The sequence below is a fragment of the Brassicibacter thermophilus genome (genome assembly GCF_055378355.1).
In genome coordinates, this window is sequence record NZ_AP042446.1 from 2,494,146 (window position 1) to 2,512,385 (window position 18,240).

The window sequence follows — 18,240 nt, forward strand, 5'->3', positions numbered from 1 at the left end:
AAATATAAATTACACTCTAAGTTCAGCTTTTGCCCCTAATAAGTCCTTGTTTTCGTTTAAAATTGGTTTTACCCATTCGTCCAAAAACTCAGTAACTTGTTCAGGAGCTCTTCCAACATATTTTTCAGCCTTTAAAAGATTTTGTAATTCTTTTAAATCTAATCCAAAAGATTTATCCTTTGCTATCATCGATATAAGCTGATTTTCTTCCCCTAAAGCCTTAATTCTTCGTCCAGCTTCTATTGAATGTTTCCTAATACTTTCATGTATTTCTTGGCGGTCTCCACCTTTTTTTACAGCATCCATCATTATATTTTCTGTAGCCATAAATGGCAACTCATTTTCTAATCTTTTAGCTATAACCTTTGGATATACTACCAACCCACTAGCAACATTTAAGTAAATATTCAAAATAGCATCTGTTGCCAAAAAGGCTTCAGGAATGCTTATACGCTTGTTTGCCGAATCATCTAATGTCCTTTCAAACCACTGATTAGCTGCAGTAATAGCAGGGTTTAATGAATTTACCATCACATACCTAGCAAGTGAAGCCATCCTCTCACATCTCATAGGATTTCTTTTATATGCCATTGCAGATGAACCAATTTGCTTTTCCTCAAATGGTTCTTCTATCTCCTTAAGATGCTGAAGAAGTCTAATGTCATTGCTAAATTTATGAGCACTTTGTGCTATACCGCTTAGGACATTGGCAAATTGACTATCAATTTTACGAGAGTATGTCTGCCCAGAAACAGGACATACTTTGTCAAACCCCATCTTTTCTGCTATCAGTTGGTCAAGCTTTCTTACTTTATCATGATCTCCATTAAATAGCTCTAAAAAGCTTGCTTGAGTACCTGTAGTTCCTTTAGAACCAAGGAACATAACTTTCGAAAGCTGATGGTCTATATCTTGAAGATCAAGTATCAAATCCCAAATCCAAAGACACGCCCTTTTACCCACAGTAGTAGGTTGCGCAGGTTGAAAGTGAGTAAATCCTAAAGTAGGCATATCTTTATATTTATCTGCAAATTTTGATAAAGCATCTATAACATTTATAACCTTAGCCTTTATCAACATAAGCCCTTTACGCATTAAAATAATATCTGTATTATCGCCAACATAACATGAAGTAGCTCCTAAGTGAATTATTGGCTTAGCTAAAGGGCATTGTTTTCCATATGCATATACATGAGCCATAACATCATGTCTCACTTCTGCCTCTCTTTTCTCTGCTACATCATAATTTATATCATCTTGAAAAGCTTTCAGCTCATCTATTTGCTCTTTAGATATATCAAGTCCTAACTCCATTTCAGCTTCAGCAAGAGCAATCCACAATTTACGCCAAGTGCGAAATTTTGTATCAGGAGAAAATAATTTTTTCATCTCTTCACTGGCATATCTTGTATTTAAAGGGCTTTCATAAAAATCCTTCATATTTATATTCCTCCAAATCTACAATTAATACTATTTCTAATACTATTTATCTAATCCTAATCTTTTAAATATCTCCCAATATGCATCTTCTACATCTCCCATATCTCTACGGAAGCGGTCCTTATCTAGTTTTTGGTTAGTATTAGCATCCCATAGACGGCAAGTATCAGGAGATATTTCATCTGCTAAAATGATTTCTCCATTTAAAGCAGGACAACGTCCAAATTCTAGTTTAAAATCAACAAGTGTAATATTAATCTTTTTAAAATAATCAACTAAAATATCATTAATTTTAAAAGCTAGTTCTGAAATAGTATCTAAATCTTCTTTTGTTGCATATCCTAAAGAAATCATATGATAACTATTAGTAAAAGGATCTCCAAGGTCATCATCCTTGTAGCTAAATTCAAGAGAAGGGCATTTAAGCTTTCTCCCTTCTTCAATTCCATATCTCTTTGAAAAACTTCCTGCTGCAACATTTCTTATTATTACTTCAATAGGTATTATTTCAACTTTATGTACTAAAGTTTCCCTATCACTTAATTCTTCTATATAGTGAGTCTTAATGCCATGACTTTCTAAAAGCTTAAATATGTGATTAGACATACGGTTGTTTACTATGCCCTTTTCATAAATAGTCCCCTTCTTTAAACCATTAAATGCAGTTGCATCGTCTTTGTATTCTACAATATAAGCGTCTTCTCGATCTGTCTTATAAACCTTCTTTGCTTTACCTTCATAGAGTAAATTTTTCTTTTCCATAATACCCTCCTAAGATTTTTATTATTTAAAGAAATTACATAATATATAGATAAACAACTTTACATTTTATTATGTACCTCTAAATATAAAGTTTATAGCCTGCCATTCATTTAGACATCACTCTAGTATTTTTCCCTGAATATTGCTTAAATACCAAAGCAGAAAGTATATTTTTAGATGAAATATGAAAAAAATAAAAAAAGGTTACTGAAATAATAATAAAACCCTACTCAGTCCCCTTTATGTCTCTTTTTATAGATGCAGGTATATTCACTTTTATTAATTTACACGCATATTTTATCATATATAATTTAAATGTACAATATGCTTATCAAAAAAATCAATTTAAAAGTTACACAGCTTCTATAGGTAAACAATTTCAATACTTTAATTATTATGCCTTGGAAAATCTACTTTCATTGCGACTTATTCAAGCACTACCCTAATATTATACCCTAAATAGTGCTTGAATACCGGAGCAGGGGAAGTAGATTTTCCACAGGCTTTCTTAACCTTTAACATGGCACAATCTAACATATTATTTCATCAATTTACATATATTATCTGTAAATTCTACAGGGTCTTCTACAGCTAATCCTTCAATAAGCAAAGCTTGGTTATAAAGAACATTAGTATAAATCTTTAACTTTTCTTTATCATTGTTAAATGCATTTTTTAAAGCATTAAATACTTCATGATTTACATTGATTTCAAGTACCTTTTCTGCTTTTATTTTTTGATTATTTGGCATAGCATTTAATACCTTTTCCATTTCCAAAGTCAATTCCCCATCGGTAGCAATACATACTGGATGATTTTTTAACCTTTTTGATGGTCTTACATCCTTAACCTTATCCCCTAAAGTATTTTTCATAAATTCAAATATTTTCTTATTTTCTTCTGTTTCATCATTTTTCTCCTCTTTTTCATCTTTTTCATCTATTCCTAAGTCTCCACTAGATACAGACTTAAATTCTTTATCTTTATATTTCATTAACATGCGAATAGCAAATTCGTCTATATCATCAGTAAAATACAATATTTCATATCCTTTGTCCGACAAAAGCTCTATTTGAGGCATTTTATCAATTCTATCTACAGAGTCTCCAGAAGCATAGTAAATATACTTTTGATCTTCTTTCATCCTATCTACATATTCGCTTAAGGTTACCATTTTTTTCTCTTTTGATGAATAGAACATCAATAAATCTTGTAAATCTTCTTTGTGCTGTCCAAAATCACTATAAACACCATACTTTAACTGTCTACCAAAATTCTTATAAAATGATTCATATTTTTCTCTATCATTTTTAAGAAGCAACTCTAACTCATTTTTTATCTTATCTTTTATATTTTTAGCGATTACTTTTAACTGTCTATCATGCTGAAGCATTTCCCTAGAAATGTTTAATGACAAATCTTCAGAATCCACCATACCCTTTACAAAGCTAAAATAATCAGGAAGTAAATCTGGACATTTATTCATTATTAAAACACCATTTGAGTACAGCTCTAATCCCTTTTCATATTCAGTAGTGTAAAAATTATAAGGCATATTTTCTGGTATGAATAATATAGCATTGTACCTTATTAAACCTTCAGCTTTTATATGAATGTATTTTAAAGGTTTATCAAAGCCATAACGTTTTTCTGAATAAAAATTCTCATAGTCTTCTTTAGTAAGCTCATTTTTATTTTTTCTCCAAATTGGTACCATGCTATTAATAACTTTTTCTACCACTACATCTTCATATTCATCTTTTGAACCTTCTTTAAGTTTTGATTCTGTAACATCCATTTTTATAGGGTATCTTATGAAATCTGAATATTTTTTAATAATAGACCTTAATCTATATTCTTCTAAGAATTCATCATATTTCTCATCTTCAGTATTATCTTTTATCTTTAATATTATTTCTGTACCAAAATGTTCCTTTTCACAAGGCTCAATAGTATATCCATCAGCCCCTTGTGATTCCCATTTATATGCTTGATCGCTACCAAAAGCCTTACTTATAACTGTAACTGATTTAGCAACCATGAATGCTGAATAAAAACCTACTCCAAATTGTCCTATAATATCAAAGCCGTCTTTCATTTCATTTTCTTTCTTAAATGCAAGAGAACCGCTTTTAGCTATTACCCCTAGGTTTTCTTCTAACTCTTCTTTAGTCATCCCAATTCCTGTATCAAGCACTGTTAATGTCCTATTTTCTTTGTCAGGTATAATCTTTATGTAATAATCGTCTTTATTAAATGTTAAATTTTCATCTGTTAAAGCTTTATAATAAATTTTATCAATAGCATCACTTGCATTGGAAATTAACTCTCTTAAAAATATTTCCTTATGAGTATAAATGGAATTAATCATCAAATTCAACAGTCGTTTCGATTCTGCTTTAAATTCCTTTTTTTCCATATAAATCTTCTCCCTTCACCAAGATTTTTCCAAATTGTTAGCACTCTATTAAGAGGAGTGCTAATTATAATTTATCAAATCCATATAATTTGTCAAGTGGTTTACACATCTATATAAAAATTGCTCAATTTTTCTCACTTTTTCTTTTATTATGATGTATAATATTATTAAGTAATGTCATGAAATTTTACTCTCTTCTATTAACAATAGAGAAATTTGAATAATTGCTACAAACTCAAAACTTTGCAATTTCTTCAATAGTATAAGAAAGGATTGTTTGTTATGAAATTTAATGCTCTAACAAAAAAGTATCCATCTATACGAAATTTGCTTTATGCTAAAAACGCTATGGTCGCAACTTCTCAACCTCTTGCTGCTCAAGCAGGTCTTGAAATTATAAAAAAAGGTGGCAATGCTATAGACGCTGCTGTAGCAGCAGCAGCTATGTTAACAGTTGTAGAACCTACTTCAAACGGTATAGGAGGCGATGCCTTTGCATTAGTATGGGCAAATGGTAAACTTCACGGATTAAATAGCAGCGGATATGCCCCAAGCCTCATCTCATCAAAAAAACTCATCGAAAAAGGTTATAGCGAGATACCTAAATACGGGCTAATACCAGTTACTGTACCAGGCGTACCAGCTGCATGGGCAGAATTATCAAAAAAGTTCGGAAAACTACCATTTGAAAAACTCCTACAGCCAGCTATTATTACAGCAAGAAATGGATATGCCGTCACTCCTACAGTATCTAGATTTTGGAATATAGCTTACAAAATATATAAAAAGTCGCTAAATGGAGAAGAGTACAAAAACTGGTTTAAGGTTTTTACCCCAAATGGACATGCTCCAAAACCAGGTGAAGTATGGAAATCTGAATTACATGCACAGACTTTAGAAGAGATTGCAAAGACAAAATCAGAATCATTTTATAGAGGAAAACTTGCCGATAAGATTGACAGCTTCAGTAGAAAGTACAATGGATACATTAGAAAAGAAGATTTAGCATCTTATTATCCAGAGTGGGTAGAACCTATAAAAATAGATTATAAAGGTTATGAAGTATATGAAATTCCTCCTAATGGTCACGGTATAAGTGCTTTGATGGCCTTGAATATATTTAAAAATTTTGAAGTGTCTAACAAAGAGAATGCTGATACTTACCACAAACTTATAGAATCAATGAAATTAGCTTTTATCGATACTAAAGAATACGTTGCTGATATAAACTATATGAATTATAGCTGTGAAGATCTATTATCTGAAAAATATGCAAAAGAAAGAGCTTCATTAATAAGTAATACAGCCTTACAGCCTACTGTAGGTACTCCACAGTCAGGTGGAACTGTATATCTATGTACTGCAGACAATGAAGGTAACATGGTCTCATATATACAAAGCAACTATATAGGCTTTGGATCAGGGATAGTTATACCAGAAACAGGTATAGCATTACATAATAGGGGTAAAAATTTTAACATTAAACCAGGCCATCCTAATTGTATTGAAGGTAGAAAGAAACCTTATCATACCATTATACCAGGCTTTTTAATGAAAGATGGAGAAGCAGTTGGTCCATTTGGAGTTATGGGTGGATTTATGCAGCCTCAAGGTCACCTTCAAGTAATAACAAATACAATAGATTTTGCCCTTAATCCACAGGATGCACTAGATGCTCCTAGATGGCAGTGGATAAAAGATAAAACGATAAAAGTAGAAAAGAATTTCCCTAGCGATATAATCCAAGAATTAACTGCAAAAGGCCATGATATAGTTATTGACCCTGAACCAGGTAACTTTGGAAGAGGTCAAATTATCTGGAAAACAGAAGAAGGTACATTGTGCGGAGGAACAGAATCACGCTGTGATGGATATATCGCTGTTTGGTAAAATAACTTTTATGGTATTATTAAAGTATAAGGAGAGATAAATGGTATGACTAAAATAATAGTTGACAGCACATGTGATTTGCCAAAACATATTATAGACAAATATGGTATAAAGGTTTTACCACTTAGGGTATACATAAATGGAAAAGAATTTTGGGATAAAGTTACAATAAAAGTTGAAGAAGTATATAATGCCATGAAAAATGGAATACTTCCTAAAACTTCGCTGCCAAATCCTAAGGAAACATACGATTTATTTAAAAAATATGCTTCTAAAGGTACAGATTTCATTTTTTATTCATTTTCTTCAAAACTTTCTAGCACATATCAAACAGCTGCTATGATTATTAAAGAACTTAAAGAACAGTACCCTAATGTTAAGATGGAAATAATAGACACAAAAGCTGGTGCTATAGGCTCAGGATTGATCACATTGCAGGGTGCTAAATTAGCTCAAGCAGGTGCTAGTTTTAACAATATAATTAAAGCATCTAAGGAGTATTCAGAGCATATAGAACATATCTTTACTATTAACGATTTAAGTTGGCTTTTAAAGGGTGGAAGAATAAATAAAAGTCAAGCTATAATAGGAAATTTGCTCAACATAAAACCTATTCTTCACGTTAGAGATGGTAAAATGGAAGTAATAGAAAAAATTAGAGGTAGAAAAAAATCGTTAAATAGAGTTGTAGATATAGTTCAACAAAGAATTAAAGAATTTCCAAACCAAATTATAGGAATAAGTCATGCAGATGATTTAGAAACTGCTTTAGAAATTAAAGATATGATTATTAAAAAGATAGGAAATAATAAAATATTAATAGATAAAATAGGTAGTGTACTTGGTTCACATTTGGGTATTGGTGGAGTAGGAGTATTCTTTTTTAATAAAAAACATAAGTTGTACATAAATGAATTATAGATCCCTATTGGTTTATATGCTTTAATTCAGCTTTTTAGGCTACCTTGAAGCATATAAACCAATATAAAAACAAATATACTATATAACACATTAATAAATGAGCATAATACTCTATAATTAAAATTATTGCCAAAATACTATTTTAATGCATAAAATATAATAAAATTAATTATATTCTCCTTTGATAGTTTCATAAGATTTTCAGGAGTTTTGCCATAATTTATAAATTTGTATCTAATTAAAGTTATTTTCATTATTATATGCATATAGCATATTGCAAATAGTCATTTTCATATCTTCTCTAAATTCTCTAGGTTCTATAACTTCAATAGCTTCTCCCTGGCTTAAAAGCCACATTTTAATACCTTTTCCAAAAACTTTTGCTTTTATAAGATACTCGCCATTATTTTCGCTAATAATCTCAGCTGTAGGCAATCTATCTAAAACCGCTTCAATAGATTTACCTTTAAATTTAAACTTAATCGTCTGTAATTTCCCTGATTGCATAAATTGAATATGATTCCTAAACTCCCCTTCTTTAAATCTATCTCTATAATTAATTCTAAATCCTTCTTCTAAAACATGATAACTTTTAATCCTATCTAACCTATAAATACCAGGATATTCATAATTTTTGCCATCAATAAAAGCTATTAAATAAAAATAATATTCAGAAAACAATAAACCTTGAGGAATTAATATTCTCTCTATGGAATCAAAACTTATTTTTCCTTTATCTATTATTTTGGTATATTCAATTTTAATTTTTTTTTGTTTAACAATGGCTTCACTTAAATTCCACAACTTATCTATTAAATCTTCATTATGTTTCGGTGGAACATAATTGTTTAACTCATTTCCTATGACTTGTCGTATGTATGATTTATCTTTATGAACACAATTGTTTAAAAGTTTTTCTATAATTATATTTATTTCTTTTTTATTAAACCCTCTACTTTCTAAAAGCACTTTTGATATTGCAAGTATCTCTTTTTTAGTAAATATATTTTCTTCTGTTGTTTCAAGCACATATCCTCTTTTTTGCCTACTATACTTTACACGTCTTTGTATACCTTCATTAGTAAAATACGAATTTAAATCACTAATATATCTAGATATACTCTTTGTACTAACTCCTAACTTTTCTGCTACATCTTGCTTATTTACTATTCCTCCTTTCAGCAATATATCAAATAAAAAAATAACTCCTTGTGCCCTATTTCTTTCCATGATATAATTTGCCACCTTGCTTCATAAAATTTTTATAATATCGTTTTATTTTGACATTTATGTTTAAAATCCTTTATTTTTTTACTTTTTTTGTACATTTCTTCGTCTGCTTTGTCGATTAGTTTTTTTACATTCAATTGACTGTTAGGATTAAATTGAGCAAACCCGTAACTTATAGACATTTTATAATTATTTGTTCCCTTGCTATTTATTTTAGTTATTTTATCACAAATTCTTTTTAAGATGCCCCGAGCACATTTTATATCAGTCTGAGGAAATACTATTAAAAATTCATCTCCGCCAAGTCTAATTATAAAATCATTCTTTCTAATATTTCCCTTAATGATTTTTACTATATTTATTAAAAGCCTATCTCCTTCACTGTGTCCAAAATTATCATTAATTTTTTTAAGTTCATCAACATCAATAAAACATACCGTTAATTTATCACCAGTAATTTTCGCTTTTATCATCTTTTTTTTCAAAATATTAATACCAATTCCTCTATTTAAAGCATGAGTCATACTATCAAATGATGCATAATGCTTTAGTTCTTGTTTCTCTCTATATAGTTTTTTTATAATTCTATCTTTTTGTCTTAATATTCTTAATACCTCCGACCTAGATAATTTCCTATACCTCATTTTAAACCCCCTGCTCTAAATTATTTAAGTATTTAATATAATTTTATTTTATATCGTATAGTGGACAATTTTTGTCCTTTTTTAAATTATTATTAAATTTAAGAATTTAAATAATAAATATTTTAAAAGATTTTGCAGGTTCCTTATCTAGTTTTCATATGTTGACTTAATAAAAATTATATATTAAAATATAATTAGAGAATGGGTTGTGAAACTAAAGGGCAAAAATACTGTGAGTTAAAATTGAACAAATTAATTTATTCAATTTCTTAACTAAATAACTTTCGTCTAAAGATGTTTAAGATATTAGGAGGCGAATTTTAACATTTTATAGTGTTGAAATTCGCTTTTTTGTTTTTTAAAATAATGATAGGAGGTTTATAAATGCAAAAAGTAGTGATCGATGGTAATAGTTTGACTCTAGAACAGTTCGTTGAGGTATGCAGGAAAAATGTAGAAGTTGAGTTAAGTGATGAAGCAAAAGAAAATGTAATCAAATCTAGAAAAGTAGTAGATGATTTTGTAGATCAAGGGAAAATAGTATATGGTATAACTACAGGTTTTGGAAAATTTAGTGATGTAATGATTTCAAAAGAAGAAACAAAACAGTTACAAAAAAATCTTATTATGAGTCACGCTGTAGGTGTAGGAGATATTTTAGATGAAGAAATAGTAAGAGGTATCATGCTACTTAGAGCAAATGCTTTAGCAAAAGGGTACTCAGGAATAAGATTATCTACATTGGAAACGCTTTTACAAATGCTCAATAAAGGAGTGCACCCCGTAATACCTGAAAAAGGGTCTTTAGGTGCTAGCGGAGACCTTGCACCATTAGCACATATGGTATTAGTTATGATTGGACTTGGAGAGGCTTTGTATAAAGGCCAAAGGATGACAGGAAAAGAAGCTATGGAAAAGGCAGGTATAGAAATTGTAGAGTTAACATCAAAAGAAGGATTAGCACTCATTAATGGAACTCAAGTAATGACATCTATAGGAGCATTAACAGTTTACGATGCTATTAATTTATTAAAAGCAGCAGATATAGCAGCAAGTTTATCCTTTGAAGCTCAAAATGGAATCATTACAGCTTTAGATAAAAAGGTGCATGAAGTTAGACCACATAAAGGACAAATAGATACTGCTAAAATTATGCTTGAATTACTTGAAGGAAGCGAGATGACAACATCACAGGGAGAACTTAGAGTTCAAGATGCTTATTCGTTAAGGTGTACACCACAGGTTCATGGAGCAAGCAAAGATGCTATAAATTATGTTAAAGAAAAAATAGAAATTGAGATGAATTCTGCTACTGACAATCCATTAATATTTAAAGATACACTAGAGGCCATATCAGGGGGTAATTTTCACGGTCAGCCTATGGCATTATGCTTTGATTTTATGAGTATAGCATTATCGGAAATAGGCAATATATCAGAAAGAAGGCTTGAAAGATTAGTAAACCCTGCATTAAGTGGCTTACCAGCATTTTTAGTTGAAAACGGAGGACTAAACTCAGGGTTTATGATAGTACAATATTCTGCAGCATCATTGGTTTCAGAAAACAAAGTCCTCTCACATCCATCAAGTGTAGATAGCATACCATCTTCAGCAAACCAAGAAGACCATGTGTCTATGGGTACAATTGGTGCAAGAAAAGCAAGAGAAATATTAAAAAATTCAAGAAATGTTATAGCTATGGAAATAATGGCAGCATGCCAAGCTATAGATTTAAGAGGTAAAAAGAAACTTGGTAAAGGTACAGAAGTAGCTTACAACTCTGTCAGAAAAGAGATAAAAAAAGTGGAAAAAGATAGAGTAATGTACGAAGACATAAGAAAATGCGAAGAATTAATTGCAAGTGAAAAATTAATAAGGGATGTAGCACAAATTTGTAAAGAATTATAAAAAACATGGTTTCTTGCTTTTGCAGATATTAGAATTATAGTAAAAATATTAGGAGGTTACTATGGATAATATTGGTATAGGCAAGATTGCATTACTTTTCGCACTTACTGACGATGATGAGAACTATATTAAAAAATATGAAAAAAAGGGTTATATGCTTTACAAAGGTCAAGCTGGTGCAATGGATGTGAAAAAAATAGTAGCAGCCATAGAAACATCAGCTTTTAGAGAAAACTTAATAAGAGAAAATTATCATGAAGAACATACTCTTTATCATACAATAATGGAAGCTTTTAGTGGTTATTGCAGGGGGCAGATAGTGCTAGGAGATGTACTTAGAACTACAGGGCTTGTATTTACTATAGTAAGGGGCAATCTTGTGGCAGGTGATAAATCCTCAGGTACATGGTTATCCATAGTATTATATGGTCAAATTGGCTCACCACGAAGGGGATTTGAACACGAAGCAATAGGTTTAGGTATACAACCAATTTAACAATATGTATTATCAAATTTTGCAAGTTTAAATTTTAAAAATTTATAACTTGCAAAATTTTAACCCTGTAGTAATTATGCAATTTTCTAAATTATATAATTTTTCAAATATAAAAGAAATGAAATCTATTTTTTTAAGTCACAGTATGCTTTATAGCCATGCAATGATTTAGTTTTCTTAACTGCATTTACTACTGCTTTTTCCATTACTCTAGCAGCTAAAAATCCTACCACAGTTATATCCGCTTCTATTTCCCCTGTGGCCATAGTAAATATCGTATCTCCGTCAAATATTGAATGAGCTGGCCTCATAGACCTTGCGTACCCATTATGAGCCATAGATGCTACTTTATTCATTTGAGATTTATCAAATTTACCATTTGTAATAATTGCACCTATAGTTGTATTTCCGCTAAATATGTTCTTCTTACTATCATATCTTTCTTCCATTATCTTTTCAGTAGAAGCAAAACTTTTTTTGTCTTCATTTAACACTCCTGCTATTATTTCTCCAGTTTCAGGGTCTATTACGTCACCAAGACAATTTACTGCTACTATTGCACCTACTTTTAAATTTCCAACTTGTACTGCATAAGTACCTAAGCCACCTTTCATTGCCCATTCAGGCCCTAAAATCTTACCAACAGTTGCACCTGTACCTGCCCCTATATTTCCATTAAGACATTCATTATTTGTTGCATTTAAACAAGCCTTATAACCCATCTCTTTATCAGGTCTTACTTTATAATCGCCACACATCAAATCAAATAATACTGCACCACAGACTATAGGTACTTTTGTAACCTGTACATCAAACCCAATATCATTTTCCTCCAAATATTGCATTACTCCAGATGCAGAATCTAAACCAAATGCACTTCCACCACTTAGCACTACAGCATGAATTTGCTGAACAAAATTAGTAGGATTTAATAAATCAGTTTCTCTAGTACCTGGAGAACCTCCTCTAACATCTACCCCTGCAGTAGCACCTTTTTCACATATTATTACCGTACAACCTGTAGCAGCATCTAAGTCTTGAGCATGTCCTATTTTAATACCTTCAATATCAGTAATCTTTATTTCTTTAGTCAATTTATTCACTCCTTTTCAAGTATATATAATTATCCCATAGTAATAACTTTGATTATAGCAATAATTACTCTATAACAACCTTTTAATAATATTATATCATTTTCTGATAAACGTTTTACCAGCTTAAAAAAAGGAAGCTAAAAAAGCTCCCTTTTTTTATAAATTATTAACCTATTTTTTTAGATGAACTGCAAAACCTCCTATTTCTCCTTCTAAGTATATAGCATTGATTTTACCTGTTTCATCAACATTTCGTGTACTTTCATTAAATTTTACTCCTTTAGCTTTTAAGTAAGCCATCGCTCTTTCAACTGAATTAGTTTTAATTGCAATATGTCCATTCTTGCCGAGATAAGGAGATTTCATTACCTCAACTTCTTCTCCTGTAAATATTGAAGAACTGCCAGGACGATATTCAAAATCAAATAGTGATACAAAAGCCTGTGCTATTTTTTGAGCTTCTTTATCATTTTCAGCATTAATTCCTACATGTCCAATCTTAAATCCTAGCATAGTCTTAATTGCTTCTTTAGTTAAGTTAGTGATAGTCTCATATTTTTCTTCCGATATTAAATTTTCCTTAACTATCCATGTACCACCACAAGCTATAACATTCTTTTGTGATAAATAATCGTTTAAGTTCTTAGTATTAATACCACCAGTTGGTATGAATTTTAGTTTTCTATAAGGGTCTCCAACAGATTTAAGGTAATCTACTCCTCCACTCAATTCTGCAGGGAAAAATTTAACAACCTCTAAGCCCATTTCCATGGCTAATTCCATATCACTAGGATTTGAAACACCTGGTATTACGGTAATTCCTTTGTCAATACAGTAACTTACAATTTTAGGATTAAATCCTGGACTAACTATAAACTTTGCACCTGCTTCTATAGCTCTATTTAATTGATCGATAGTCAATACTGTCCCTGCACCAACTAGCATTTCGGGGAATTCTCTAATTATATTTTTTATAGATTCTTCAGCTTCATCTGTACGAAATGTAATTTCAGCCAATGGAAGTCCACCGTCAATTAAAGCTTTTGCCAATGGTACAGCTTTTTCTGCATCATTAATCTTGATAACAGGTAATATCCCATAATCTGATATTTTCTTAATTATTTCATTCATAAAAACACCTTCTCTCTATTTTATAAATACCCAGCTAACCCTGGTAATGTCAATGTTAATGATGGAACAAATGTAACAAATAACAACAATACAACCAATGCAATAAAGTACGGCAACAAATACCTTACTATATCTTCAATACGAAGATTTGCTACTTTACAACCGGTAAATAATATTGGTCCTACAGGTGGAGTTATAGTTCCTATTGCAGTATTAAGAACCATCATAACGCCAAAGTGAATAGCATTTACATTTAATGCTAAAGCTACCGGTAAGAAAATAGGTGTAAAAATAATAATTAATTAATTTTATTTACAGGATAGAAAACCTGCTCCCCTTTTGAAAATCTAACTGCTTCCTCTGCAACTTTTCGCTTTAGTTCTAATGCTGCTTCCTCTGAATACCAAGCCATATGAGGAGTACATATTAGATTTTCATGACGTAAAAGTTTTGATCCTGGTAACATAGGTTCATTTTCAGCTACATCTAAAGCTGCACCAGCTATCTTCCCTTGAGATAAGGCTCTATCTAAAGCATCTTCATCTATAATTCCACCTCGTGCTGTATTGATAATATAAGCAGTTTTCTTCATACGATCAAATGACTCATCATTTATAAGCCCTACATTACCGTCTAAAGGACAATGTATTGATATAATATCTGACTTTTCTAACAGTTCTTCCATGGTAACGCCTTCGATAAATCTTGTAGATTCATCAATTTTTTTCTCAAAATTAATATCACATGCTATTACTTTACATCCAAGTGCTTTTACTCGTTTAGCAAAGGCTTTTCCTATACGGCCAATGCCTATTATACCTACTGTTAATGTCTTAAGTCTATGAATTGGTATAGCTCTAACATAGTCCCATTTTTCATTTTTTGTATAATTGTGCATCAATACAATTTTCCTTTGTATTGCAAGCATTAAAGCTAATGCATGATCAGCCACTTCATTTACACCATAATCAGGAACATTACAAACTGTTACTCCTAATTTAGTTGCTGCATCTACATCAACATTATCTATTCCAACACCATAACGAACAACTTGCTTTAATTCAGGTAAAAGTTCTTTCATGACCTTTTCCGTAATTGGTGCATATTGATTAATGAGAATATTAGCTCCTTTACAATTGTCTATCAAATCTTGTTCAGTTTTGCATTGAAGTAATTCAAATGGCAAATTAGCTTCATTTAATATTTTGGTTTCTATATCTATATTTTCGTGATCACAATCAGTTATAATGACTTTCATTTTCTTTCCTCCTAATTTTCTATCTACTTAAGTATCCACCATCAACTGGTATTATTGCACCATTTAAATAATCAGATGCAGATGATGCTAAAAACAATACTACTCCTGCCATATCTTCTGGTTTACCCCATCTTTTTGCTGGAATTCTATTAAGTATTTCTTCATTTCTTACTTTATCATTAATTAAAGCTGTATTCATATCTGTAGCCATATATCCAGGAGCTATTGCATTTACATTAATTCCATAACTTGCCCATTCATTAGCAAAAGCTTTAGTAAGTTGGGCAACTCCTCCTTTACTAGCTGCATATGCTGGTACAGTATATCCACCAAAAAAGCTAAGCATAGACGCAATGTTTATGATTTTACCACTTTTTTGATTTATCATCACTCTAGCAGCTAATTGGCATAAAGCAAATACTGCTGTAAGATTAACATTGATAACTGTCTCCCAATCTTCCATAGGGAACTCTTCACTTTTATGTCTTCTCTGAACACCAGCTGCATTAACTAAAATATCAAGACGTCCTCCTAAAAGTTCTAATGCTTCATTAAATGCATTTTCTCTATCTTCTTTTTTTCCTAAGTCAACTGAAATACCATGACAACTTAAGCCTTTATCCACATACTCCTTTGCTATTTCTTTAATTTTGGGAGTAGTTGCAAATAATACTACTTCTGCACCTGCTTCTAAAAGTGCTTCTGCCATGCCTCTGCCTAGCCCACGAGATCCTCCTGTTACAATTGCTTTCTTACCTTTAACATTGAAAAGGTCCATATCAGTAACTTTCCCCCTTATCGATTCCTATTTTTTTATGTCTATTAACTATACTTCAGTACAATCAAGCAACACTTTTATAGTGTTAACCTTTGGATCATTAATATAATCAAAAGCTTTATATCCTTCTTTTAAAGGAACTACATGACTTACAAGTTTTTCAAGACTATCACCCATTTCTTTTGCCAAATCTACAGCTTGTTCAAATTCACGTTTTGTATAAACTCTTGTTGCAACTATTTTCTGTTCTTTAAAACTAAATTGTGGAAAATTAAACTTATGAGGAGCCTTGTGAATTCCAGTCATACATATAGTTCCTCCTACTCTTGCCAATTCAGTGCTTTCAAAAGTTGCTGGTTCAGTTCCACTACATTCAAATACAATATCTGCTCCATCTCCATTAGTCATTTTTTCTACTACTTCTTTTAGATTTTCCTCTTTAATATTAACTGTCCTAAATCCTAAGTCCTTGCACAAATCTAGACGAAATTGGTCTATATCTGAAATTACTATTTTTGAAGCACCTGCATGTTTTAATACCATAGCAGTTAATATTCCAATAGGGCCAGCCCCCATAACTACTGTAGAATCAAGTAGCTTAAATTCAGACTGATGTATTGCTCTTACAATTACAGCTAATGGTTCAATTAATGCTGCAGCCTTATCGGAAACGCTATCATCAACCTTAAAAAGAACGTTTTCATCAACATAAGCATATTCTGCCATGCCACCATCTACATCAATCCCAAGAAGTTTTAATGTCTGACAAATATGTGGATTTCCAGTTCTACAAGAAAAACAATGTCCACATGATATTAATGGATAAGGTACTACTCTATCTCCAACTTTTATTTCTTTATTGCCATTGGAAATTTCTTCAACTATACCTACGAACTCGTGTCCTACAATTAAAGGAGCTTTTGCTCTAGGATGAGTACCTGCTACTATACCTTTATCCCCACCACAAACACCACAATATTTAATTTTAATTTTAGCATATCCTTGTCGTGGTTTTGGGTCAGCTACTTCCCGGACTTCTACTTTATTTGGAGCAGCATAAACTAATGCTTTCATAATACTACCTCCCTAAAATCTATTCGTTCTTATTTATGAACGCCGTACTTAATTACGATTATATTTTACTATACTGTTATACAATTGTCAATATATTTATACAATTTAAAAGGATATTTTATATGCAATTTATTTAAATTTAAAAATTACATAATTACTATAAGGCGAAAATTTCTTAAAATATTATAAAAAGGATCAAAAGATGTTATAATTAATTTTGATATTAGCAAATATTTCTATATAGAATGTTGCATAAATATTTTCACTGGTCTATAATATCATCGTATTTAATGCAGTAATAGAAATAATAAAATTATATAAATGAAAGGAGTATTTTTATGAAAGAGCAAAAAACTCATCGTACTACTGAACGTATACTAGATATATTAGAACTTATGGCTAGAGACGATGCTGGTAGTTTTACTCTAGGTGAAATTTCTAAAGCATTAAACGCTCCAAAAAGCAGTATATTCCCATTAGTACATACTCTTGCTGCCCGGGAATATTTAAGCTATGATAACAATAGTTTAAAATATAGTCTTGGTTTTAAAGCATTCGAAATTGGTATGAAATATGCTAATCAATCTGGAATTCATGACGATATTCTCAATATTATGCGTAATATTGTAAAACAGTGCTCTGAGTCTTGTAATTTTGCAGAGCTTAAAGGTGGAGATGCTTTTTGTTTGATGAAAGTAGATTCACCTGAACCTGTACGAATGTTTTCTGCTCCAGGCAGAAGACTACCTGCTTATTCTACTGCAATGGGCAAAGCAATGCTGGCATATAAAACAAAAGAAGAAATACTTAAACTATATCCTGAAGGACTTACTCCTGTTACTAAAAATACAATAACTGATATAGATGTTTTAATGGAACAACTTTATGAAATTCGTAAAACTGGAATTGCAATGGAATCTGAAGAAAATGCCCTTATGATTCGATGTATAGCTGTACCAATAAATAACAACGATGAAAATATTGCTGCATTGAGTGTTGCCATTCCAACTTTCAGATATAATAAAGAAAAAGAAAAATTAATAATAAATCTTCTTAATGAAGCACGTACTAAAATTGAAATGCTGATTAAAAAAAAGCATATATAAAATATATTCTACAAATTAAAAGGTTATTATCTTGAAACTCAATAAAAAAGCTTCAAAATAATAACCTTATTATTTTTACAAAATACTCG

Annotated in this window: 16 protein-coding genes; 5 read left to right on the forward strand and 11 right to left on the reverse strand. The window is 30.9% G+C overall.

What is annotated here, in order from left to right:
* Positions 1-9: 9 nt before the first annotated feature.
* The 3 genes from purB to htpG all read right to left on the reverse strand — a co-directional run bounded on the left by purB (position 10) and on the right by htpG (position 4,621).
* Complete coding sequence (gene purB / locus ACZ41D_RS11950) at positions 10-1,440, reverse strand: adenylosuccinate lyase (protein ID WP_464151638.1); 1,431 nt, start codon at positions 1,438-1,440, stop codon at positions 10-12.
* A 42-nt stretch (positions 1,441-1,482) separates the two neighbouring features.
* Positions 1,483-2,202 carry a phosphoribosylaminoimidazolesuccinocarboxamide synthase gene (gene purC / locus ACZ41D_RS11955; RefSeq protein ID WP_464151639.1) on the reverse strand — a complete coding sequence of 240 codons (720 nt, stop codon included), beginning with the start codon at positions 2,200-2,202 and terminating at the stop codon, positions 1,483-1,485.
* 538 nt (positions 2,203-2,740) lie between these two features.
* On the reverse strand, positions 2,741-4,621 hold the full coding sequence (gene htpG / locus ACZ41D_RS11960) for a molecular chaperone HtpG (RefSeq protein ID WP_464151641.1): 1,881 nt from the start codon (positions 4,619-4,621) through the stop codon (positions 2,741-2,743).
* 282 nt (positions 4,622-4,903) lie between these two features.
* Between htpG and ggt the strand changes: the two genes are divergently transcribed.
* Together ggt and ACZ41D_RS11970 are read left to right on the forward strand one after the other, a co-directional pair.
* On the forward strand, positions 4,904-6,511 hold the full coding sequence (gene ggt / locus ACZ41D_RS11965) for a gamma-glutamyltransferase (protein WP_464151642.1): 1,608 nt from the start codon (positions 4,904-4,906) through the stop codon (positions 6,509-6,511).
* Positions 6,512-6,556: 45 nt separating this feature from the next.
* Positions 6,557-7,432 carry a DegV family protein gene (locus ACZ41D_RS11970; protein WP_464151643.1) on the forward strand — a complete coding sequence of 292 codons (876 nt, stop codon included), beginning with the start codon at positions 6,557-6,559 and terminating at the stop codon, positions 7,430-7,432.
* A gap of 234 nt (positions 7,433-7,666) precedes the next feature.
* Here ACZ41D_RS11970 and ACZ41D_RS11975 read toward each other — a convergent pair whose 3' ends face one another.
* A complete protein-coding gene (locus ACZ41D_RS11975) occupies positions 7,667-8,662 on the reverse strand; it encodes a helix-turn-helix transcriptional regulator (RefSeq protein ID WP_464151644.1) in 996 nt (331 codons plus the stop codon).
* A 32-nt stretch (positions 8,663-8,694) separates the two neighbouring features.
* On the reverse strand, positions 8,695-9,306 hold the full coding sequence (locus tag ACZ41D_RS11980; protein ID WP_464151645.1) for a GGDEF domain-containing protein: 612 nt from the start codon (positions 9,304-9,306) through the stop codon (positions 8,695-8,697).
* A gap of 384 nt (positions 9,307-9,690) precedes the next feature.
* On the opposite strand from ACZ41D_RS11980, the gene hutH reads away from it, so the two are divergent.
* Both hutH and ACZ41D_RS11990 read left to right on the forward strand, forming a co-directional pair.
* Complete coding sequence (gene hutH / locus ACZ41D_RS11985) at positions 9,691-11,214, forward strand: histidine ammonia-lyase (RefSeq protein WP_464151646.1); 1,524 nt, start codon at positions 9,691-9,693, stop codon at positions 11,212-11,214.
* Between the two features lie 61 nt (positions 11,215-11,275).
* Positions 11,276-11,710 (forward strand): HutP family protein, encoded by a 435-nt coding sequence (locus tag ACZ41D_RS11990; protein WP_464151647.1) that lies wholly within the window; start codon positions 11,276-11,278, stop codon positions 11,708-11,710.
* Between the two features lie 125 nt (positions 11,711-11,835).
* On the opposite strand, the gene ACZ41D_RS11995 is transcribed toward ACZ41D_RS11990, so the two are convergent.
* The 6 genes from ACZ41D_RS11995 to ACZ41D_RS12020 form a co-directional block, all read right to left on the reverse strand.
* A complete protein-coding gene (locus ACZ41D_RS11995; RefSeq protein WP_464151648.1) occupies positions 11,836-12,804 on the reverse strand; it encodes a P1 family peptidase in 969 nt (322 codons plus the stop codon).
* Between the two features lie 171 nt (positions 12,805-12,975).
* The gene (locus ACZ41D_RS12000; protein ID WP_464151649.1) at positions 12,976-13,935 is read right to left on the reverse strand and encodes a bifunctional 4-hydroxy-2-oxoglutarate aldolase/2-dehydro-3-deoxy-phosphogluconate aldolase; all 960 of its coding nucleotides are present in this window, start codon (positions 13,933-13,935) and stop codon (positions 12,976-12,978) included.
* Positions 13,936-13,955: 20 nt separating this feature from the next.
* Positions 13,956-14,234 carry a TRAP transporter large permease subunit gene (locus tag ACZ41D_RS12005; protein ID WP_464153144.1) on the reverse strand — a complete coding sequence of 93 codons (279 nt, stop codon included), beginning with the start codon at positions 14,232-14,234 and terminating at the stop codon, positions 13,956-13,958.
* Positions 14,234-15,193, reverse strand: a complete 960-nt coding sequence (locus tag ACZ41D_RS12010; protein WP_464151651.1) for a C-terminal binding protein — start codon at positions 15,191-15,193, stop codon at positions 14,234-14,236. Before ACZ41D_RS12010 ends, ACZ41D_RS12005 begins: the two co-directional genes overlap by 1 nt.
* Before the next feature lie 19 nt (positions 15,194-15,212).
* Positions 15,213-15,971 (reverse strand): SDR family oxidoreductase, encoded by a 759-nt coding sequence (locus ACZ41D_RS12015; protein ID WP_464151652.1) that lies wholly within the window; start codon positions 15,969-15,971, stop codon positions 15,213-15,215.
* Between the two features lie 48 nt (positions 15,972-16,019).
* Entirely contained in the window at positions 16,020-17,045 is a 1,026-nt protein-coding gene (locus ACZ41D_RS12020; protein ID WP_464151653.1) for a zinc-dependent alcohol dehydrogenase, read from the reverse strand.
* Positions 17,046-17,383: 338 nt separating this feature from the next.
* Between ACZ41D_RS12020 and ACZ41D_RS12025 the strand changes: the two genes are divergently transcribed.
* Positions 17,384-18,151, forward strand: a complete 768-nt coding sequence (locus tag ACZ41D_RS12025) for an IclR family transcriptional regulator (protein ID WP_464151654.1) — start codon at positions 17,384-17,386, stop codon at positions 18,149-18,151.
* Positions 18,152-18,240: the final 89 nt, after the last annotated feature.